Raw genomic sequence first — 21,615 nt, 5'->3', positions numbered from 1 at the left:
TAAGCTTCGTAGAAGCCGTCCCGATTAGGATCGGAACTTTAATTCCAGGTACAAGCTGAAGCGGCTTCGCCCTGCACAAGTGCATTTTTCCTAAAAGGAAATCCTGAGTCTGGAACCACAAGCATCGATTTCTCATTATTTTCTGATTCAAAGCGCAATACAGCAAAAATGCAAACTGCCTCCTCCCCTTACATTGCCAAGGAGATCACAGAAGCTGTTTGCTCCATCCATCGGCTGAAAAAAAGCGGCCTCACCAGCCGCCTAAACCGCAACAAGTATTAACGCTTGGGAATCTGTATTACGATTTCATAATGATCTTCCCGGTCATTTTCTGTCGTTTTAATAGCCAGTCCAGAGTCGGAAACCATATCAATGGATTGACGAATGGTATTCAGAGCCAAACGAACATCCTTGGTAAAGGAAATGCGTTTGGATTTTTTAATTTTGGATGCTTCTTTATAATAAGCAACTCTTGCTTCGGTTTGCTTAACATTGAGTTCTTTGGAAATAATTTCAGATAACAGTTTTAGCTGCAGCTCTTCCGTATCCAGAGATAGTAAGGCCCTAGCATGCCGTTCTGTTATTTTCCGCTCCATCAAAGCCGTTTTCACTTCTTCTGGCAGATGAAGTAACCGGATTTTATTGGCAATGGTAGACTGACTTTTTCCGAGGCGCTGAGCGAGGCTTTCCTGAGTCAATTGATGGAGATCAATCAGCTTTTGGTAAGCTACCGCTTCCTCGATCGAGGTTAATCCTTCACGCTGCAGATTCTCGATTAATGCGATCGAGGCCGCCTGTGAATCATTAAATTCGCGAACAATTGCTGGGATTGTTTCCATCCCAAGTTTCGTTACAGCACGCCAACGCCGTTCTCCGGCAATGATTTCGTATTTGGAGTTGCGGACACGTACAACAATCGGCTGGATGACACCATGGGTCTTGATGGTCTGGCACAACTCATCAATCTTCTCATCATCAAAAATCGTGCGGGGCTGATAAGGACTGCTGACGATCTCGCCCACAGGGACTTGTTTCACTTCATCGCCGTTGCTCTTCTCCGTCAAACCAAACAATTTAGAGAATTGTTCTTTCATTCCGTATATTACCACCTAATTTCGTAATAGCACTTTGGCAAAGCGCTTGGCTAGCATCATTTGCAGTAAGTAAGTTTCCTTCGAACCTCGTATGTTGAAAATATGTCTTTATACCGCTTTCAAGCCGTATGTTTACTCCATACTTTTCCATGGAACAAACATGCTTAGCGCCTTGCGCTCCGTTCAACCGTTACGTCAAATCAACATTTAAAACTTTCAATAACAACTCTCTCTATTCTACCACTTTTTTTCATATAATCCTATTCTCCAAAGTGCTCTTTTTTTCCTGCTGTACACTTATTTTTTCGGTCTTTATGACATTCTTTTTTAATCCTGCACATTCCGTTATTATCCATATATTTTCATCAAAACCCTTTGATTTAGATCTATAGAAACTCCGAATAATCCTTCGTGCTCATCTCATCTATAGCCTAACAGCATACCACATATCGTTGATGTAAATCGCATGTATACCATTCTTCCGGATTGCACAAAAAGAGGAATGTTTCACGTGAAACATTCCTCTAACATTCATTTCTATATCAAACTGTGAAGATTACCTTATCATAGATTCACCCGTATTAAAGAGGTGTCTTGATAGCAGTCCCCGCTTTACGTGGATACTTCGCGGGTGTTGGAGCTGTTTTATCGATAACAATAATATGCCGCTCCGAGTCCTCAATGGGAAGTTTGAATTGTTCCACACGGTTCAATTTCCCTTTAAGTTCTTTCAAACTCTTGGAAGCTTCCTTCACTTCCTCATCCGGATTGCTTCCTTTCATCGCAGCGAAAATTCCGCCCACCTTGACATATGGCAAACAAAATTCATTCAGCACCGCAAGCTTAGCCACAGCACGTGCCGTTACCAGATCATACCGATCCCGATGTTCTGGTTTGCGAGCCCAATCTTCCGCCCGGCCATGAAGCAATTGAACTTGCTCCAGACCTGTACCCTGAACAATATGTTGAAGAAAATTAATCCGTTTGTTCAAAGAATCAATAATGGTTAGCTGAAGATGCGGAAAGCATATTTTAAGGGGAATCCCCGGGAAACCCGCACCGGACCCAATATCAGCCATCGTCTGAATCTTATTCATATCCACATAGAAGGCAAGGGATACCGAATCGTAAAAATGCTTCGTATACACTTGTTCGCGATCCGTAATGCCCGTGAGATTCATCTTTTCATTCCATGAGACCAGTTCTTGATAGTAGATTTCGAACTGTCTGAGTTGGGATGAACTGATCGTTATTCCCTTTTCCTGCAACCGCTGTGTAAATGCCTCTTGAATTTGATCCATGCATTAACCTCTCGCGGCCGTTACCCGGTTGTAGTGCTCCAGGTAAACCAGCAGTATTGAAATATCCGCAGGCGTCACGCCTGAAATCCGGGAAGCCTGACCGATTGAAATCGGACGAATACTGGTGAGCTTCTGCCTTGCTTCAATCGCGATACCCTCAATCTCATTATAGTCAATCGTTTCGGGGATTTTCTTCTTATCCATCTTTTTCAGGCGCTCTACGTGGATAAGCTGTTTCTCAATATAACCGGCATATTTGATTTGGATTTCTACCTGCTCCTTCATTTCTTCCGTCAGATCAAACGGAGATGGTGAAATCTCTTCGATATGATCATGGCTAATTTCCGGACGGCGCAAAATGGTGAGCAAATTGCTTCCATCCTGAATTGGAGCAGAACCTATGCGTTCAAGCATTTCATTTACATGGGAAGGGCCTACTTTAGCAGCCTGCAAGCGCTCGATCTCCTGCTCTACCTTTTCCTTCTTATCAAGGAATTTGGCAAAGCGTTCGTTGGAAATCAGACCAATCTCATGGCCAAGCGGTGTCAGCCGCAAATCTGCATTGTCATGACGTAACAGCAGGCGATACTCCGCACGTGAAGTCAGCAGGCGATAAGGTTCATTCGTACCTTTCGTCACCAGATCATCAATTAATACGCCAATATAACCTTGCGAACGGTCCAGAACAACCGGCTCCTTGTCTTGCACCCGGCGTGCTGCATTAATGCCCGCCATAATTCCTTGTCCAGCAGCCTCTTCATAACCGGAAGTACCATTGATTTGTCCGGCCGTGAACAACCCAGGGATCATTTTGGTTTCAAGCGAAGGCCATAATTGAGTAGGCACGACCGCATCATATTCAATGGCGTAACCATTGCGCATCATTTCAACCTTCTCCAGCCCCGGAATGGAACGCAGCATCGCTAGCTGAACATCTTCCGGCATACTGGTGGATAGTCCTTGGACATAATACTCCGATGTATTCTTTCCTTCCGGTTCAAGGAAAATCTGATGCTTCGGCTTATCGCTGAAGCGAACAATTTTATCCTCGATGGATGGACAGTAACGCGGTCCCGTACCCTCAATAATGCCCGAGAACATCGGTGCACGGTGCAGGTTTGCATTAATAATTTGATGAGTATCCAGCGAAGTATAAGTCAACCAGCAAGGTAGCTGCTCGTTATCGGAGCCTTCCGTCTCATAGGAGAAGAACTTGGGTTTCTCATCTCCAGGCTGGATTTCGGTCTTGGAAAAGTCGATCGTCGATTTATGAACACGAGGAGGCGTTCCTGTTTTAAAACGAACAAGATCAAAGCCCAGCTCACGCAGGTTCTCTGCCAATCTAATCGAAGGCTGCTGGTTATTCGGTCCGCTCTCATATGTCATTTCACCCATGATCACTTTGCCTCGCAGATAGGTACCCGTCGTTAGAACAACTGCCTTCGCGCGGTATGCCGTACCGGTTTTGGTGATAACACCCACACACACGCCATCCTCCACGATCAGCTCTTCCACCATTCCTTGGCGCATCGTCAGGTTGGGTTCCTTCTCCATCGTTTCCTTCATGGTGTGCTGATACGAGAATTTATCCGCTTGAGCACGCAGCGCATGAACTGCCGGCCCTTTCCCCGTGTTCAGCATGCGCATTTGAATAAAGGTCTTGTCAATATTGCGTCCCATCTCGCCGCCCAACGCATCAATTTCACGTACCACATGGCCTTTTGCAGGACCGCCTATTGAAGGATTGCAGGGCATAAATGCAACCATGTCCAAATTTATCGTAATCATCAGCGTACTGCTTCCCATACGGGCTGCAGCCAGGGCAGCTTCACAGCCGGCATGACCCGCACCGATGACAATCACATCATAGCTGCCGCCATCAAAACTCATGAATAAAACCTCCTTTAAATATCTAAAATGTCGTCTAATAGACTGAATTACATTTGATCCTAGATCTACTTGATTCACGTTGTGAATACACGATATGGTTGTCTGCTCTTAGACTCATCCTACCTCAGGGTAGGCTCGTTCTGATGAAAATAGAACAAAGCTTTATTTCATTGTATTCTATATAAGTTATTCCTTATTTACCTAAGCAGAATTGCGAGAAAATTTGGTCCAATAAAGTATCGGACGCCGTATCCCCAATAATTTCACCCAGCTGCTCCCAAGCGAGACGGACATCGATCTGAATCATGTCGATTGGAATGAACTGCTCAGCCGCATCATAGGCATCCTGCAGCGACTTGTTAGCCTTCTTGAGCAATGCAATATGGCGTACATTGCTAACATACGTCAAATCTCCGGACTCAATGCTTCCGCTGAAAAAGAGCTGAGATATCGCAGCTTCCAGCGCGTCGATTCCCTCCTGAGTCTTCACAGACATCGGCACTATCAAATCCTCCGCATAATAACGCGACAGGATCTCGCGATCCAGCTGTGGAGGTAAGTCCATTTTATTCATAATAACAATTGATTGTCTACCGCGGATTTGTTCCATTAATTCCAATTCATCCTCATGCAGCGGTTCACTGCCATTCAGAACAAGCAGAATCAGGTCCGCCTCGGTAACTGCATGCTTGGAGCGTTCCACGCCGATTTTCTCCACAACATCCATCGTTTCCCGAATTCCGGCTGTATCCAGCAGCTTCAGCGGAATGTTGTTAATCGTAACAAACTCCTCAATCACATCCCGCGTCGTACCTGGAATATCTGTAACGATCGCGCGATTGGTATGCGCCAAAGCATTGAGAAGCGAGGATTTGCCGACATTCGGACGGCCGACAATGGCTGTCGTAATACCCTCACGCAGGATCTTGCCTTGCTCTGCCGTCTTGAGGAGCCTTGCAATGCCCTGCATCACCTCGGTACTCTTCTCCTTAATAAAATCCGCTGTAAGCGACTCGACATCATGCTCGGGGTAATCAATGTTGACCTCAATATGCGCCATCGTCTCCACCAATACATGCCGCAGTTGCATAATCTGATCGGACAAAGCCCCTTCCACCTGTTTTAATGCAACAGAAAAGGCGCGATCGGACTTAGACCTGATTAAATCGATAACCGCTTCCGCTTGCGACAAATCGATCCGTCCATTTAAAAAGGCACGTTTGGTGAATTCACCCGGTTCCGCCAAACGGATATCCTGTTGAAGCAGCAAGTCCATCACTCTTTTTACCGAAATGACGCCGCCATGTGTGCTGATCTCTACAACATCTTCCGTCGTAAAGGAACGGGGAGCACGCATCACCGTGACCAGAACCTCTTCCACCCGCTCTCCACCCTCTGGATCAAGAATATGACCATAATGGACGGTATGCGTCGATGCCTCTGTCAGCTTGGTCTTGCTATGAAAGATTTTCTCCACCTCAGCTATGGATTCGGGACCGCTCACGCGGATGACCGCGATGCCCGCTTCCCCCACGGCTGTCGAGATGGCTGCTATTGTATCGCTAAGCACGTTACTCACCTCTTTTTCCGGCTGTCATTCCTTTTTTGAGCCCCTTATCCCTATCCTATCCAGTTCATGGGATACGAAGACTTCAACTACTAGGTTGAATAAACAGCTCCCTTATCTACGAAAAAAGCAATGACTCCATCAGCTATAAAAGCTGAGTAAAGTCATTGCACATCATTCCTCATCTAGGAGATCAATAGATCCCATCTACTTTAATGTAATGACAATACGCCGGTTGGGATCTTCCCCTTTGCTGTATGTCTTCACCTGCGGATGATCCTGCAGTTTGGAGTGAATGACTTTGCGCTCCTGTGGAGACATCGGCTCAAGGACAACCTCTTTGTGTGAACGGATGACGCGGCCCGCGAGGCGGTCCGCCAGATCCTCCAGCGTTTTCTTGCGCCGCTCCCGAAAGTTCTCTGCATCCAGCACAATGCGGATGTAGCTGTCCGAGTAGCGGTTGGCCACGATGTTGGCCAGGTACTGCAGAGCATCAAGGGTTTGTCCTCTTCTGCCAATAACCAGACCCAAGTCGGGTCCAAATATATGAAGCGTTGTAACATCCTTGGCATGCTGCACGTCTACGGTGACGTCCAGGCCCATGCTCTTGCCGACGTCCTTGATAAACTGTACGGCTTCTTCGTAAGGATCAAGCTCTGACTTTTCTTCTGCGACCTCCGGCAAAACCGGATCTAATGGCAATATGGACGCCGTCGTGACTGGCTTGGGCTCTGGCAGCAGCGTTAGCTCTACCTTCGCTTCCTTGACGCCAATCAGTCCCAGGAATCCTTTTGACGGCTGTGTTATGATATTGACCGTGACACGGTCCTGACTTACCCCGAGCTGGGCTAGCCCTTGTCTTACAGCTTCTTCAACGGTTTTTCCTGATACGACGACTTTGCTCATTTAGATTTTTTGGCCTCCTTTTTGCCTTTTCCCGCATTGCCTTTATTGTTGTTGCCTTTGTTACCTTGGCTGTTGTTCTTTCCGCCTTGGTTACTGTTTTTTCCGCCTTTACTGCTTCCTCCGGCTGAAGAAACGGCAGCAACATTGGCAGTCGGCTTGTGATTGCGGTACAAGAAATAGTTCTGAATGATCGTATACAGGTTACTGAAGAACCAGTACAGAGGCAGTGCGGACGGGAACTGGTACGACATGAAGAAAATCAGCACCGGATACACCATCATCATGAACTGCATCGCCCCCTGCTGCGGGCTTGGGTTCATCTTCATCATCATTCTGGATTGCAGGAATGTCGTTGCTGCGGCAAGTATCGGCAGTACGAAAGTATGGTCCGGCTTACCGAGCTGGAGCCATAGGAAAGGATGTCCATATAAATCTTTGTTGTGAATAATCGAGTTATAGAGAGCGATGAATACAGGCATTTGCACGATTAAGGGCAAACAGCCTGCCATCGGATTAACCTTATTTTCCTGGAACAAGCGCATTGTTTCCTGCTGCTGCTTCTCCGGATTGTCTTTGTGTTTCTCTTTAATTTTGGCCAGCTCAGGCTGAATGGCCTGCATGGCTCTGGAGCTGCGAACCTGTTTGATGGATAGCGGCAAAATAATCGTCCGCACGATAATCACCATCACGAGGACGGCAAGACCGTAAGAGCCGTTAAACCAATGTGCAAACGTATCTAGTGCGTACGAGAAATAATAAACGACATTTCGCTGCCAGAAACTATGGCTATTCCTCATATCTTCGGTTGTATATTGTACCGAATTAGAACTGCACCCTGATAATACCATCACTGCAAGCATCATGACAGCAATGAGCAGGATCCATTTCCTGCCTCGTCTCGTCTTGAATAGCGACACTTCATAACCCCTCTCTGAACACTTCCGTTCAACGTAAATCATACCATAATTAATTGGACAAAGAAACCAGCTTTCACCGTCCTGGAGGACGCAGTAATGACGCTTTTCGAAGCACGTGAAGCACACTCTTTTCCAAATCCTTATAAGGCATATCCAGTGCCCCTTTGCGGACAATAAAAACAAGATCCACATGCTCGATCAACTTGCCCTCCTGATGACGGACAATTTCTTTGACGAGACGACGCATCCGGTTGCGGACAACGGCGTTGCCCACCTTTTTACTGACGGAAATTCCTACGCGAAATTTCTCAACCTCTTTTTTGCGAAACCAGTAGACGACAAACTGGTGATTTGCAAAAGACTTTCCATGCCGATATACGCGGCTGAAGTCCGCTCGGTTTCGTAAACGTAAACTTCTGTGCAACCGTATCCCCTGCCTGCCATCCGCTCTCTTGTTCAAGCGGTCAATTCTTGACGATAAGAAAGCTTTTATTTTTCTTGCATATTCAGAAGAGGGCATCCCAGTTAGGATGAACCCTCATAACCTCCAAAATGGGAGTTCAAAATTTTAGCTTCATATAATAGAAGGAAAGTATCAGAAACAGTATTGTCATCCCTCAGACATCATAAACCACCATTATAGCAAGTTTGTTCTTCCCTCTTTTTGTTCATTTTAGAGTCAATCCATCATTTTACACCAATAAAAACTAGCGATCAGATCACTAATTGAGAGGAAAAACTATCATTATTGCTGTCATACATGCAAAATCGTATCGTTTTGCTTCACTATATTTATCGTTCTATATTTTCCAAAAAGATATCCTAATCCCTACAAAAATGAAGAAAAAAAGACCACCGCAGTGGTCTTCATGCACGAAATTTACGCACTCAATACTTTTCTGCCTTTCAGGCGACGAGCTGCCAGCACTTTACGGCCGTTTTTCGTGCTCATTCTTTTCCGGAAACCATGAACCTTTTTGCGTTTGCTCACATTCGGTCTAAATGTCGGTCTCATGTATTGCACACCCCCTTACAGGATCTCATAACCTTTATGGTTAATTCATTTTCATTTACACAGAAAATGCCTTTATACATTTAACCATGCCATCGCCTAAAAGTCAACTGATCCCTTCCCTCATGAACATCAAATTCTTACCTAAAACATCAAATTCATAACTGAAAAATTCATCCTCCCTCATTTTATCCAAGACTGAATCTTCGGTGTCCTCCTTTCTTATAAAGAAGACATCTACTCACATGCCATTTTTTCTATAGAGATCAAAGTCGATTTTCGTATTTAGATGCTGCCTCTCTGAATGGGATATATCCGTAATCTCCATACTCAACACCTTGGAATACCCCCCACTGGTGGCCGAATAGGTTTTCCACAGGCTAAGCAAAATACATACAGCAGAAATCCACAATTCACAGTTATCCACTTGTTCACAAGAATCGCCGCATCTTTCTTTTTTCTGGCACAAGCTGTGCACAACTCATTTGGTAATTTTAAGGATGCTGTCGAAACTTAAACAATTTATAAACAATATATAGTATTGTGAATATCATTTATACACAACTTATTGAATTTGTGGATAAATTGGACGCACACATTGATAAAAAGGGATTCTTTTGCTATGATTATATTACTTTTGGATGTGAATATCTGTTTTCACCCCTAATATTATCAACAAGCTGTGGATAAACTTGTGAACAATTTAAATTTGTCCACTTTTTTTTATTTTCTCCTGCCTTGAAAATGGGGATAAAATTCACCAGCATTCATTTTTTTTCGACAATTCCACTGAAGTGGCGGAGGCAAAGCCGCATTTGGAAGATTTAAAGGAGTGACAGTCTGTGGACAGCCATACTTCCGAATTATGGCAGCAAATCCTATCAATTATTCATACCAAGCTGAGCAAGCCAAGCTTCGACACCTGGTTTAAAGCAACGAAAGCGATCCAAATGAGTGACCACTCCATTGTCATTTCCGCGCCTACCACTTTTGCTGTTGAATGGTTGGAAAGCCGCTATACCAAACTCGTCAGTGCGACGATCTTCGAATTACTTGGCAAACAAGTTGACGTAAAATTCGTCATCGAAGAGAACAAGCCTGCAGAAATCGTTCCCCAGCAGCCCACTCCAATGCCTCAGGTGACCCAAGAAGAAGCATTTACCCATATGCTGAATCCCAAATACACCTTCGATACGTTCGTCATTGGATCCGGCAACCGGTTCGCCCATGCGGCATCGCTCGCCGTCGCCGAGGCGCCGGCAAAAGCTTACAACCCTTTGTTTTTATACGGAGGCGTAGGTCTGGGAAAAACGCACTTGATGCACGCGATTGGCCATTACATCCTGGAGCACAATCCTGCGAGCCGCGTCGTTTACATTTCTTCCGAGAAATTTACGAATGAATTCATCAACTCCATCCGGGATAACCGGGCGGAAAGTTTCCGAAACAAGTACCGCAACGTGGATATACTACTGATTGACGACATTCAATTCCTTGCTGGGAAAGAATCGACTCAGGAGGAATTTTTCCATACATTCAACGCGCTGCATGAGGAACAGAAGCAAATCATCATCTCCAGTGACAGGCCACCGAAGGAAATTCCGACGCTCGAAGATCGGTTACGATCCCGCTTTGAATGGGGACTCATCACCGACATTCAACCGCCGGACTTGGAAACGCGGATCGCCATTTTACGCAAAAAAGCGAAGGCCGAAAATCTTGACATCCCGAACGAAGCCATGATGTATATCGCCAATCAGATCGATACGAACATTCGTGAGCTTGAAGGGGCCCTGATCCGGGTCGTCGCCTATTCGTCACTTACCAATCAGGACGTCACCACGCACCTGGCTGCAGAGGCGCTGAAGGATATCATACCTTCCAGTCGTCCCAAAATGATCACCATCCAGGACATTCAGCAAAAAGTTGGGGAATACTACAATTTGAAACTGGAGGATTTCAAGGCACGCAAAAGGACAAAAGCCGTCGCCTTCCCTCGGCAAATTGCCATGTATCTCTCGCGCGAGCTGACGGATTTTTCCCTGCCCAAAATCGGGGAAGCCTTCGGAGGCCGAGACCACACCACTGTGATCCATGCGCATGAAAAAATATCCCAGTCGCTGAAAAATGACCAGGATCTCTTTAAAGTGGTCAATAACATTATAGAAAAAATCAAAAATCCAACCTGAACAAGTTCAAAGCCTATGCACAATCTATACACATGTGGATAGGCTTAATTTGTTGAGGCTTTCCGGGCTTATCCACATATTCAGTGCCCCTACTGCTATTACTATGTTTTAAAATATAAAATATATAACCATAAGAGCTGCGCGCAGCGAGTTCGAAAACATGCTCGCTCATCAGCCCGAAATTCCTGCTAGGAGTGAAAAGATGAAGATCAGCATTCTAAAAAATGTCCTTAACGAATCCATTCAGCATGTATCCAAGGCGATATCCAGCAGAACAACCATTCCGATCCTTGGTGGCATCAAGTTGGATGTGACTCATCAGGGTGTCACTTTAACGGCCAGCGATACGGATATCTCCATTCAATCATTTATTCCAGTCGAGGATGACAACCGCACGATCGTACAAGTGGAGCAAACCGGCAGCGTTGTTCTTCCAGCCAAATTTTTCGTGGAGATCATCAAGAAACTTCCTTCTCAAGAAGTCCAAATGGAGGTTAAGGAACAATTCCAAACCTTTATTTCTTCAGGTGCCACTGAAATTCAAATGGTCGGACTGGATCCTGAAGAGTTCCCCGTCCTTCCCGATATCGAAGGAAATCAGACGATTTCCATTCCGGGAGCATTGCTGAAGAACATGATCCGCCAAACAGGCTTTGCCATTTCGACCCAAGAAACGACTCCGATCTTGACAGGTGTACTGTGGAACCTCGAAAATAACGATTTGAAATTCACGGCTACAGACCGCCACAGACTTGCAACCCGCTCCGCTCATTTGGACGGGACTGAAGAAGTAAAATTCAGCAATGTCGTCATCGCAGGCAAAACACTGAATGAATTGAGTAAAATCGTACCGGATCAGAACACGCTGGTTGATATCGTCGTTGCAGATAACCAGGTTCTGTTCAAGCTGGACCGAGTGTTGTTCTATTCCCGCATTCTGGATGGCATTTATCCGGATACTTCTAGAATTATTCCGACAAGCTACAAAACAGAACTTGTTTTGGACACAAAAAAATTAAGCGAATCGATCGACCGCGCTTATTTGTTGTCCCGTGAGGAAAAAACGAATATTGTTCGCTTGCAAACGATGGAGAACGGAGGAATTGAAATCTCCTCCAGTTCGTCCGAGCTCGGTAAAGTGCGTGAAGAACTTGAAGTGATTGATTTCAAAGGGGAGCCGCTGCGCATCTCCTTTAACTCCAAATATATGCTTGATGTGCTGAAAATCGTGGAAAGCGAGCAGCTGATGATTGCCTTTACCGGCATGATGAGTCCGATCATTCTTAAACCGATGGATGACAGCCAAAGCTCGTATATCATTCTTCCTTACCGGACCACGAACTAAAGGCTCCTGAACTTATGCACAGGAAGGGTGTCACCGATGAAAAAAATAGTTATCCACAGTGAATATATTAAGCTTGATCAATTTCTAAAACTGGCGGACTGCGTATCCACAGGCGGAATGGCGAAGGCGCTGCTGCAGGAAGGCCAGGTGCTGGTGAATGGTGAACCGGAGGAGCGCCGCGGACGCAAGCTCTATGCCGGGGATCAAGTGAAGGTCGAGACGATCGGCGAATTTACCGTTGCCCAAAAGTCTTGATATACCCCTCACGAAGCCGCGGCTACATGTGGCAATAGGCGGGAAATGAGGAGGAAACGGAAGTGTTTGTAAAAAGCATCAGTCTGCAGCATTATCGTAACTATGAGGCGCTGCAGTTGGATTCCTTCGGCGATGTTAACCTGCTGATCGGACAAAACGCCCAGGGGAAAACCAATCTGGTTGAGGCGATCTTTGTTCTCGCGCTGACCAAAAGCCACCGGACTTCAAGAGACCGCGAACTGATCTCATTTCAGGAAAAAAGCGCGCATCTGTCGGCGATGGTGGAGAAGAAGTACGGACCGCTTTCGCTCGATTTGAGTTTATCCCCGCAAGGAAAGAAGGCAAAACTCAACGGCCTTGAGCAGCGGAAGCTGAGTGATTTTATCGGATCGCTGAACGTGGTCATGTTCGCTCCTGAGGATCTAGAGATTGTGAAGGGAACGCCAGGCATTCGCCGGCGTTTTCTTGACATGGAGATCGGCCAAGTTCAGCCCGGGTATTTGTATCATTTGCAGCAGTACCAGAAGGTGCTGAATCAGCGGAATAACCTTCTCAAGCAAATGTGGGGCAAGGACAAGCCGCAGCAGGGGCTTTTGGAGGTATGGGACCAGCAGCTGGCGGAGCATGGTGTTAAAATCATCAAAAAGAGGAAACAATTCATAGTAAAGCTGCAAAGATGGGCGGAAACCATCCATCACGGCATTACGAACGGCAGCGAAGACCTCAAGCTTGTCTATCTTCCGTCGTTTGGAGAAGAGGCGGAGGAAGATGAAGCTTATCTTTTTGAACAATTTATGTTAAAATTATCACAACTGAAGGATCAGGAGCTTCGGCGCGGTATGACACTTGCCGGGCCTCATCGTGATGATTTGGCCTTTTACATCAATGGCAGGGAAGTTCATACTTACGGATCCCAAGGACAGCAGCGTACAACTGCACTGTCTCTTAAACTGGCGGAAATTGAACTGATCCAGGAAGAGATCGGAGAGTATCCTGTACTGCTTCTGGATGATGTGCTGTCCGAGCTTGACCCATACCGCCAGACACAACTGATCGAGACATTTCAGAGCAAGGTGCAGACCTTTATTACGGCGACGGGAGTCGAGAGCCTTAGTGTGGATAAACTGAAGAATGCCAATATCTATCAGGTCCATGACGGACATGTTGGCTCTTAAGGAGTTGGGACTATGTATATTCATCTGGGCGGTGAAAAAATTATCCGTTCCGCGGAATTGGTCGCTATTTTTGATATATCGATCGAGAAATCCTCGAAAATATCCAAGCAGTTTGCCAGCCACGCTTGTCAGCAAAAGAATGTGGAATATATCGGCGAAGAGGAAGCCAAGTCCATCGTCGTGACAAAAAGCACGGTCTATTATTCCCCGATCTCCTCCTCCACACTCAAGAAGCGGGCGAAAGTGTTCGTGGCCAACGCTTGACATATATGAATTTTTATCGATTAGGATACGTAACAGCAGATATAGAATTTATAGAAGTAGGTGACAGGCATGTCTATGAATCAACCGCAATATGATGAGAGTCAGATTCAGGTTCTGGAGGGTCTGGAAGCCGTCCGTAAACGTCCTGGTATGTATATCGGATCCACCAGTGCCAAAGGCCTTCACCATCTGGTATGGGAAGTGGTGGACAACAGTATCGACGAGGCTATGGCCGGTATTTGCGATCATATCGAGGTCATTGTTCACAAAGACAACAGCATCACGGTTATTGATAACGGACGGGGCATCCCGGTCGGTGAAAATGCCAAGCTGAAAAAATCCACGCTTGAAGTCGTTATGACCGTACTGCATGCAGGCGGTAAATTCGGCGGTGGCGGATACAAGGTTTCCGGCGGTTTGCATGGTGTAGGCGTCTCTGTCGTTAATGCGCTCTCCACCAAGGTAGTCGTACAGGTTAGACTGCACGGTCATATCTATCAACAGGAATACCATCGGGGCGTACCTCAGTATGATGTTAAAATTGTTGGCGATTCCGATGATCACGGAACGACGGTTACATTCCTGCCCGATCCGGAGATTTTCACGGAAACGACTGAGTATGACTACAACACCCTTTTGACACGGATCAGAGAACTGGCATTCCTGAATAAAGGCATCGCTCTGACTTTGACTGATGAACGGACAGGGGCCTCCAACTACTTCAAGTACGAAGGCGGCATCATTGAGTACGTCAAATATTTGAACGAGAAGAAGGAGCCGCTCCATGAGCTGCCGATTTACGTCGAAGGCTCACGCGATATGATTCAGGTCGAAATCGCGCTGCAGTACAATGACAGCTACACGGAGAACATCTACTCCTTTGCGAACAACATCAACACGCATGAAGGCGGTACGCATGAATCCGGATTCAAGAGTGCCTTGACACGGATCATTAATGATTATGCCCGTAAGAGCGGTATGATTAAGGACAGTAATGCGAACTTGTCCGGTGATGATGTGCGTGAAGGCCTGACGGCGATTATTTCCGTTAAGATCCCTGAACCTCAGTTCGAAGGACAAACGAAAACAAAGCTGGGTAACAGCGAAGTCCGCGGTATCGTGGAATCCCTCTTTTCCGAAAAGCTGCAGGAATTCATGGGTGAGAACCCCTCTGTATCCAGACGCGTACTGGAAAAAGCGCTGCAGGCATCCCGTGCCCGTGAAGCCGCACGCAAGGCGCGTGAGCTGACACGACGCAAGAGTGCGCTCGAAATCAGTGCGTTGCCGGGTAAGCTTGCAGACTGCTCCTCCAAGGATGCATCGATCAGTGAGCTCTACATCGTCGAAGGGGACTCCGCCGGCGGATCCGCCAAGCAGGGACGTGACCGTCATTTCCAAGCGATCCTGCCAATCCGCGGTAAAATCTTGAACGTTGAAAAAGCACGTCTTGATCGGATCCTCTCCAATCTGGAAATCCGGGCGATGGTCACAGCAATGGGGACAGGGATTGGTGATGAGGACTTTGATATCAGCAAAGCCCGTTACCATAAGCTGATTATCATGACTGATGCCGACGTCGATGGAGCACATATCCGCACATTGCTGCTGACTTTCTTTTACCGGTATATGCGTCAGCTGGTTGAAGCGGGGTACGTCTATATCGCCCAGCCGCCACTGTACAAGATCGAACGGAACAAAACCATACGTTATGCAGGAACCGAGAAAGAACGCGATGAAATTATCGCCGAATTCGGAGAAAATGCTAAATATAACATTCAGCGCTATAAAGGTCTGGGAGAGATGAACCCTGATCAGCTGTGGGAAACCACGATGGATCCGGAGAGCCGGACGATGCTGCAGGTAACCATCGATGATGCCATGCAGGCGGATATGATTTTTGACACTCTGATGGGTGACAATGTTGAACCGCGTCGCGATTTCATTCACGAGCATGCCAAGCATGTAAAGAACCTGGATATCTAACACGATTAATTTGTTCAACACCAAGAAGGTGCCTTTGCGGGCACCTTCTTCTTTTTCACATGAAGGGAGATTAGGCCTTAGATTTGCTGCGGCCTGCTTTTGCGGGCACCGTTATGCGCCCATAAGCGATGGCGTATCGTTCAATACGTCGATAGACGCTTTTGTCCTTGAAAAATTTCTTGAAGGGGAAGATGGCGGGCAGCGTGTTTACTTCCAGAATCCAGGGATACAAATCAGTATCGAGAGCTATGTCCAGACCGATTTCCTTTAGCCGCGGATAGTCCTTTTGCAGCTGCTGCGCTGTTTTCTCGCCAAGATTATAGAGCTCCTTTTCGAGTTCATTAATTTGTTCTTGGGAGGCATGCTCCTTCAGCACCTCATCCAGCATTTGAATGGAGCCGCCGCTGTGATAATTGGTGATGATTTTGTTTTTGGCTGCCACGCGTCCGATAATGCCGGTGGTTTCCCAGTTGCCGGAGGGATTCTTTTGCGTCAAAACCCTTAGATCAAACGAACGGTTCCTATATTTTAATTTGGAAATGCCATGCTGCAGGAGGTAAGTCTTTTGTTGCGTTCGGCTGCGAATTGCGCCGTGCAGATCATTCAGTGAATGATAATCCTCGCTGCTGGTCACATAATGGAGCCTATAGTGCTCCGAAATAGAGTCCGGGGCATCCTGTTCGATATTTTTTTTTACTTCATGCAGCCGTTCAACACACATGACGCCATTGCCGTAAGTACCGATATCGGGCTTGATATATACAAGTGAGCGTTGGTCCAGCATTTCGCCAAGGGCAGCCCGCGAGTATTTTAAAGTGATGGGGATGTATCGCGCGACCTGCCTGTTACGCAGCAGAACGTTTGTTTTAGCCCATTTGCTTGAAACGCGCTGTATGGCCAAGATATTTCATCCTTTCTGCGAAACTAGAGTCGGTTAAAGGAATGCGTAAAACATAGGACAAGGGAGCAAATGAATGGTATAATATAAAGATGCTGTGATTTTAAAAGCAAAACCGGAAAAACAGCTCCTTTTGCCTATTAGTATATGTCCGCAGGAAAAAGAAGGTAGGGCGAATCCCCAAGGGCAAGGAAGTTGGGCGGTTATGTACGGAGAAAATGCCAAACGTTTAATTGTGCTCTTTTTGTGAAAGTAATATAATAAAGAATAGTGGATTTATCGTATTATGTATGTTCGAACGGTACTGCTCTCCTCCGGTAACCGGTGGATTGCGGCGTGCCGTTTTATGCTTGCATGGAACTGAAGTTCGTATATCGCGAAACCCCGATAAGCTTGATCTTCAAGGGGCTCTGCGGTTGTGTATCTTTAGTTTGGATTGAATATAGATGCGTTTGTAGTGAAATGGAGGAGGTCCACCATGGCTGAAGAAAATAATCCCCAGATTAAGGAGCGGGACATTGGTGTCGAGATGCGCGAATCCTTTATGGATTATGCGATGAGCATCATTGTGAGCCGGGCGTTGCCGGATGTGCGGGATGGACTGAAGCCAGTACACCGTCGCGTGCTGTATGCGATGTCGGAGCTTGGCTTGTCCCCGGATAAACCGTTTAAAAAATCGGCGAGAATCGTCGGCGAGGTCATCGGTAAGTACCATCCGCACGGTGATGTGCCTGCATACGAGACGATGGTCCGGATGGCTCAGGATTTTTCGATGCGCTACATGCTTGTCGAGGGTCACGGGAACTTTGGTTCTGTTGACGGTGATGCTCCGGCTGCTATGCGTTATACCGAGGCGCGTCTATCGAAAATCGCACAGGAAATGCTGCGTGATATTAACAAAGAAACCATTGATTTTACCGAAAACTATGATGGCGAAGAGCTGGAACCGGTTGTGCTGCCTGCACGTTACCCGAATTTGTTGGTAAATGGCGTATCGGGTATTGCCGTAGGGATGGCAACCAATATTCCGCCGCATAATCTGGGTGAAGTTATCGACGGCACACTGGCCTTGATTAAAAATCCCGATCTGACTTCGCTGGATTTGATGGATTATATTAAGGGACCGGATTTCCCTACGAGCGGCTACGTTCTTGGTCGTTCGGGAATCCGCCAAGCCTATGAAACCGGACGCGGCTCCGTAACGATGCGAGCCAAAGCGGAAATAGAGGAAAACAATAACAAAGCGCGCATTATCGTAACGGAGCTTCCGTACCAGGTGAATAAAGCTCGTCTGGTAGAGAAGATTGCCGAACTGGTACGCGAGAAGAGAATTGATGGCATTACCGACCTTCGGGATGAATCGGATCGTAACGGCATGCGGATCGTTATCGAACTGCGCCGGGATGTAAATCCAAGCGTGATGCTGAACAATTTGTACAAGCATACGGCGATGCAGTCTACTTTCGGCATTAACATGCTGGCGATTGTGAATAATGAACCAAAGGTTTTGAGCCTGCGCGATGTGCTCTACTACTACCTGGAGCATCAGATAGAGGTTATTCGCCGGCGCACGGAATATGACTTGAAAAAGGCCGAAGCGCGCGCCCATATTCTCGAAGGATTGCGGGTGGCTTTGGATCATCTGGATGAAGTCATTTCGATTATCCGCGGATCTCAGACCACCGATATTGCTCGTGAACGCTTGATTGAACGCTTTGGACTCAGCAATGAGCAGACCCAGGCAATTCTCGAAATGCGTTTGCAGCGCCTGACAGGTCTGGAACGCGAGAAGATCGAGAATGAATACCAGGAATTGATGATCAAAATTGCTGAATACAAAGAAATTTTGGCCAACCATCATCTGGTTCTGGAAATCATCAGCAACGAGCTGCTTGAAATCAGAGAACGTTTTGCCGATGAACGCCGTACCGAAATTACGGTTGGTGAAGAAAGCATTTTGGATGAGGACCTGATTCCGCGTGAAGAAGTGGTCATCACCATTACGCATACAGGCTATATCAAACGCTTGCCGGCCAACACCTACCGTAGCCAAAAACGTGGTGGACGTGGTGTCGTGGGGATGGATACGAAGGATCAAGACTTTGTCGAGCATCTGTTTGTAACCAACTCCCACCACTACCTGATGTTCTTCACGGATCGAGGCAAAGTGTACCGGCTCAAGGCTTATGAAATTCCAGAGCTGAGCCGCACCGCACGGGGAACGGCAATCATTAACCTGATTCAGATTGAACAAGGGGAAACGATTAACGCCGTTATTCCGGTGGAGGAATTTGAAAGCGACAAGTATCTGTTCTTCGTTACCCGGAGCGGGATTGTGAAGAAAACGCCGCTTGAGGATTATGTGAATATCCGTAAAGGTGGGCTAATCGCCATTAATCTCCGTGAGGATGATGCGCTGATCGAAGTGAAACTGACGGATGGGCAGCGGGAAATGATCATGGGTACAGCTCAGGGGATGTCGATTCGTTTCTCGGAAAACGACGTTCGCTCTATGGGCCGCAGTGCTACCGGCGTCAAAGGGATTACGCTTGATGAAGATGATCAGGTTATTGGTATGGATGTCGTCGACAAAGATCTGGATACCCTGATTGTAACGTCCAAAGGTTATGGCAAACGGACGCCACTTAGCGACTATCGTTCCCAGACCCGTGGCGGTAAAGGGATTAAGACAATGAATGTGACGGAGAAGAATGGTACAGTCGTTGGACTGAAGGTTGTAAAACCGGATGAGGATCTGATGATCATCACATCGAGTGGAACACTAATCCGTACGAGCATCGAAGGAATCTCCATCATGGGCCGTTACACACAAGGCGTGAAGCTCATTAATATCCGTGAGGATGATTTCGTAGCAACGGTATGCCGAGCGGACAAGAGTGAAGAGCCTGAGGAGGACGAAGAAGGAGCCGAGTTCGATGAGAACGGCATGACTCCTCCATCTGAAGGTACAGAGGCTGAAGAGGCTGCTGAGAGCGCTGTTGATAGCGAACCGGAACAATCTTCGGAAGAAGAATAATATACTGATTGTGAGCAGGGTTCTTGAAATCAAGAGCCCTGCTCTTTTTATGTGGAAAAAGGACGAAGAAGCGATTTTGGAGGAGGATGGCGGGTGTGGAGTGAGTTCTAGAAGACACTGTATTGAACTGTAGCATTTGTTGAAGTGTTTAATGATGACATTACGCACATATGCAATTCTTATTGGAATATAGATTGTACAGGCCTACCATACGTAATATAATGATGTATATTGCCATTATTTATCAGTGGAAGTTAGCGAGGTAATCGTTATGGCCAGCATATCTATTTTGGAATTGAAACCCGGTATTAAATTGTTAAAAGACGTACATACCCCCCTTGGAGGGCTTCTGCTGCAAAAGGGCACCGTTTTGCTTCCTCGTGACCTGGACATTCTGCGGGCTTTTATGGTGCAGTATGTGGAGGTGGATACAGGAGAAGCGGATGCGAAGAATGGATCAAAACCGGCTGCAGCGCGCAAAAGCCAGTTGAACGATTCAACTTCCAACGAGCAGATTACGACAAGTAAAATCTCTAACCTTCAGGAAGAGTATGACAAACTGATTTTGCTCGTTAAAAGCGCCTATCAGTCAGTTATTGCCGCAGACCTGCCAATCTACGAGCTTCGCAACCAGCTGGAATCGGTAATTGCACATATTAAGGACTATAATCCGCTGACGTTTACGCCAAAATCAATGAATGAGTACGACTACATATTTCATAACGCCGTTTTATGTGCTCTGTCCTCATACCTGCTGTCCAAGTGGAGCGGATTGCAGCAAAAGGATTGGATGCAGGCGGCCTTTGCCGGCCTGTTTCATGACATCGGCAATGTAAAGGTTGATCCAGCCATCTTGTTCAAGCCTCAGCCGCTAGCCATTGCAGAGGTGGAGGAAATGCGCAGGCATACAACTTATGGCTACCAGATACTTAAGAATACAACAGCCATTAACGAAGGTGTCAGACTTGCTGCACTTCAGCATCATGAGAAGGTCGACGGAACGGGATATCCGCTGCGTCTAGAGGGAAGCAAGATTCATGTATATGCCAAGATTGTGGGTATCACGGATATTTTCCATGCAATGACCCTGAACCGCATTTACAGAAAGGCACAATCCCCATATTTGGTACTGGAGCAAATCCATTCTGAAGCATTCGGCAAACTGGATCCGACTCTGGTGCAGGTCTTCATCCAAAAGTCGACGGAATTCCATAACGGCACGGTCGTCCGTCTAAGCAATGATCAGGCCGGGGAAATTGTCTTTACAGATCGCAGCAACCCGACGCGTCCTATGGTCTCGGTGAATGGAGAAATCGTGAATTTGGTACAGCAAAGACATCTTTACATTGATGAAGTGATATCTTTAAATTAAATAGTTGACTTAATTAATGAAGCTGTGTTATATTATTTCTTGTCCTTACGAGGGCGTGAAACGAATAGAATGCAGCTTTAAAAGTTCCTTCAAAAAAAAGCTTGCATTTAAACGAAAGACATGATATATTATAAGAGTTGCTGCTGAGCTAACTGAGCGGCTTCGAAAACGAAAGAATTTGATCTTTGAAAACTGAACAACGAGTGAGATACAGACTTCAGTAATGAAGTCGAAACGCAAAACAGTTCGGTCCCCGAACTGTGGAGCACAAATGAGATTTATAATCTCGTCAGTTTCAAAATGAGCTACAAACTTTCTTGGAGAGTTTGATCCTGGCTCAGGACGAACGCTGGCGGCGTGCCTAATACATGCAAGTCGAGCGGACTTGATGAGAAGCTTGCTTCTCTGAT

General features: G+C 46.5%; 17 protein-coding genes and 1 rRNA gene. 9 read left to right on the top strand and 9 right to left on the bottom strand.

The features are described from left to right. Positions 1 to 278: 278 nt before the first annotated feature. The 8 genes from noc to rpmH form a co-directional block, all read right to left on the bottom strand. On the bottom strand, positions 279 to 1,094 hold the full coding sequence (gene noc, locus GRF59_RS21465) for a nucleoid occlusion protein (RefSeq protein WP_160499780.1): 816 nt from the start codon (positions 1,092 to 1,094) through the stop codon (positions 279 to 281). Between the two features lie 581 nt (positions 1,095 to 1,675). Continuing rightward, a complete protein-coding gene (rsmG, locus tag GRF59_RS21460; protein ID WP_160499779.1) occupies positions 1,676 to 2,395 on the bottom strand; it encodes a 16S rRNA (guanine(527)-N(7))-methyltransferase RsmG in 720 nt (239 codons plus the stop codon). 3 nt (positions 2,396 to 2,398) lie between these two features. After that, complete coding sequence (gene mnmG / locus GRF59_RS21455) at positions 2,399 to 4,285, bottom strand: tRNA uridine-5-carboxymethylaminomethyl(34) synthesis enzyme MnmG (protein WP_160499778.1); 1,887 nt, start codon at positions 4,283 to 4,285, stop codon at positions 2,399 to 2,401. A 193-nt stretch (positions 4,286 to 4,478) separates the two neighbouring features. Continuing rightward, the gene (gene mnmE / locus GRF59_RS21450; protein WP_160500262.1) at positions 4,479 to 5,855 is read right to left on the bottom strand and encodes a tRNA uridine-5-carboxymethylaminomethyl(34) synthesis GTPase MnmE; all 1,377 of its coding nucleotides are present in this window, start codon (positions 5,853 to 5,855) and stop codon (positions 4,479 to 4,481) included. Between the two features lie 204 nt (positions 5,856 to 6,059). Continuing rightward, entirely contained in the window at positions 6,060 to 6,758 is a 699-nt protein-coding gene (gene jag / locus GRF59_RS21445) for an RNA-binding cell elongation regulator Jag/EloR (protein WP_160499777.1), read from the bottom strand. Continuing rightward, on the bottom strand, positions 6,755 to 7,675 hold the full coding sequence (gene yidC, locus GRF59_RS21440) for a membrane protein insertase YidC (RefSeq protein ID WP_160499776.1): 921 nt from the start codon (positions 7,673 to 7,675) through the stop codon (positions 6,755 to 6,757). The genes jag and yidC overlap by 4 nt, the downstream gene beginning before the upstream one ends. Positions 7,676 to 7,748: 73 nt before the next feature. After that, positions 7,749 to 8,099 (bottom strand): ribonuclease P protein component, encoded by a 351-nt coding sequence (rnpA, locus tag GRF59_RS21435; protein WP_160500261.1) that lies wholly within the window; start codon positions 8,097 to 8,099, stop codon positions 7,749 to 7,751. 456 nt (positions 8,100 to 8,555) lie between these two features. Continuing rightward, positions 8,556 to 8,690 (bottom strand): 50S ribosomal protein L34, encoded by a 135-nt coding sequence (gene rpmH / locus GRF59_RS21430; RefSeq protein ID WP_039295761.1) that lies wholly within the window; start codon positions 8,688 to 8,690, stop codon positions 8,556 to 8,558. A gap of 839 nt (positions 8,691 to 9,529) precedes the next feature. Between rpmH and dnaA the strand changes: the two genes are divergently transcribed. The 6 genes from dnaA (at position 9,530) to gyrB (ending at position 15,898) form a co-directional block, all read left to right on the top strand. After that, positions 9,530 to 10,876 (top strand): chromosomal replication initiator protein DnaA, encoded by a 1,347-nt coding sequence (dnaA, locus tag GRF59_RS21425; RefSeq protein WP_160499775.1) that lies wholly within the window; start codon positions 9,530 to 9,532, stop codon positions 10,874 to 10,876. A 202-nt stretch (positions 10,877 to 11,078) separates the two neighbouring features. Further along, entirely contained in the window at positions 11,079 to 12,221 is a 1,143-nt protein-coding gene (gene dnaN, locus GRF59_RS21420; RefSeq protein ID WP_160499774.1) for a DNA polymerase III subunit beta, read from the top strand. 36 nt (positions 12,222 to 12,257) lie between these two features. Continuing rightward, positions 12,258 to 12,476 (top strand): S4 domain-containing protein YaaA, encoded by a 219-nt coding sequence (gene yaaA, locus GRF59_RS21415; RefSeq protein WP_160499773.1) that lies wholly within the window; start codon positions 12,258 to 12,260, stop codon positions 12,474 to 12,476. A gap of 62 nt (positions 12,477 to 12,538) precedes the next feature. Beyond that, complete coding sequence (gene recF, locus GRF59_RS21410; RefSeq protein WP_160499772.1) at positions 12,539 to 13,651, top strand: DNA replication/repair protein RecF; 1,113 nt, start codon at positions 12,539 to 12,541, stop codon at positions 13,649 to 13,651. Between the two features lie 12 nt (positions 13,652 to 13,663). Then, entirely contained in the window at positions 13,664 to 13,915 is a 252-nt protein-coding gene (gene remB / locus GRF59_RS21405) for an extracellular matrix regulator RemB (RefSeq protein WP_127607229.1), read from the top strand. Positions 13,916 to 13,984: 69 nt separating this feature from the next. Continuing rightward, positions 13,985 to 15,898: a DNA topoisomerase (ATP-hydrolyzing) subunit B gene (gyrB, locus tag GRF59_RS21400; RefSeq protein WP_160499771.1), complete on the top strand. Its 1,914-nt coding sequence runs from the start codon at positions 13,985 to 13,987 to the stop codon at positions 15,896 to 15,898. Positions 15,899 to 15,968: 70 nt separating this feature from the next. On the opposite strand, the gene GRF59_RS21395 is transcribed toward gyrB, so the two are convergent. Next, a complete protein-coding gene (locus GRF59_RS21395) occupies positions 15,969 to 16,799 on the bottom strand; it encodes a YheC/YheD family protein (RefSeq protein ID WP_160499770.1) in 831 nt (276 codons plus the stop codon). A gap of 475 nt (positions 16,800 to 17,274) precedes the next feature. Between GRF59_RS21395 and gyrA the strand changes: the two genes are divergently transcribed. The 3 genes from gyrA to GRF59_RS21375 all read left to right on the top strand — a co-directional run. Further along, positions 17,275 to 19,833: a DNA gyrase subunit A gene (gene gyrA / locus GRF59_RS21385; RefSeq protein ID WP_160499768.1), complete on the top strand. Its 2,559-nt coding sequence runs from the start codon at positions 17,275 to 17,277 to the stop codon at positions 19,831 to 19,833. A gap of 271 nt (positions 19,834 to 20,104) precedes the next feature. Beyond that, positions 20,105 to 21,205, top strand: a complete 1,101-nt coding sequence (locus GRF59_RS21380) for an HD-GYP domain-containing protein (protein WP_160499767.1) — start codon at positions 20,105 to 20,107, stop codon at positions 21,203 to 21,205. Positions 21,206 to 21,519: 314 nt separating this feature from the next. Beyond that, a 16S ribosomal RNA gene (locus GRF59_RS21375) occupies positions 21,520 to 21,615 on the top strand; the annotation flags it as partial.

Source organism: Paenibacillus dendrobii (assembly GCF_009807035.1).
Lineage (GTDB): Bacteria > Bacillota > Bacilli > Paenibacillales > Paenibacillaceae > Paenibacillus_AQ > Paenibacillus_AQ dendrobii.
This window is presented reverse-complemented; position numbering and strand designations above follow the sequence as displayed.

What these genes read in the sequence shown, in the direction of transcription:
- rpmH (WP_039295761.1), bottom strand. Translation starts at nt 8,690, where the DNA reads ATGAGACCGACATTTAGACCGAATGTGAGCAAACGCAAAAAGGTTCAT.
- dnaN (WP_160499774.1), top strand. Translation starts at nt 11,079, where the DNA reads ATGAAGATCAGCATTCTAAAAAATGTCCTTAACGAATCCATTCAGCAT.
- yaaA (WP_160499773.1), top strand. Translation starts at nt 12,258, where the DNA reads ATGAAAAAAATAGTTATCCACAGTGAATATATTAAGCTTGATCAATTT.
- gyrB (WP_160499771.1), top strand. Translation starts at nt 13,985, where the DNA reads ATGTCTATGAATCAACCGCAATATGATGAGAGTCAGATTCAGGTTCTG.
- remB (WP_127607229.1), top strand. Translation starts at nt 13,664, where the DNA reads ATGTATATTCATCTGGGCGGTGAAAAAATTATCCGTTCCGCGGAATTG.
- rsmG (WP_160499779.1), bottom strand. Translation starts at nt 2,395, where the DNA reads ATGGATCAAATTCAAGAGGCATTTACACAGCGGTTGCAGGAAAAGGGA.
- mnmG (WP_160499778.1), bottom strand. Translation starts at nt 4,285, where the DNA reads ATGAGTTTTGATGGCGGCAGCTATGATGTGATTGTCATCGGTGCGGGT.
- noc (WP_160499780.1), bottom strand. Translation starts at nt 1,094, where the DNA reads ATGAAAGAACAATTCTCTAAATTGTTTGGTTTGACGGAGAAGAGCAAC.
- gyrA (WP_160499768.1), top strand. Translation starts at nt 17,275, where the DNA reads ATGGCTGAAGAAAATAATCCCCAGATTAAGGAGCGGGACATTGGTGTC.
- jag (WP_160499777.1), bottom strand. Translation starts at nt 6,758, where the DNA reads ATGAGCAAAGTCGTCGTATCAGGAAAAACCGTTGAAGAAGCTGTAAGA.
- GRF59_RS21380 (WP_160499767.1), top strand. Translation starts at nt 20,105, where the DNA reads ATGGCCAGCATATCTATTTTGGAATTGAAACCCGGTATTAAATTGTTA.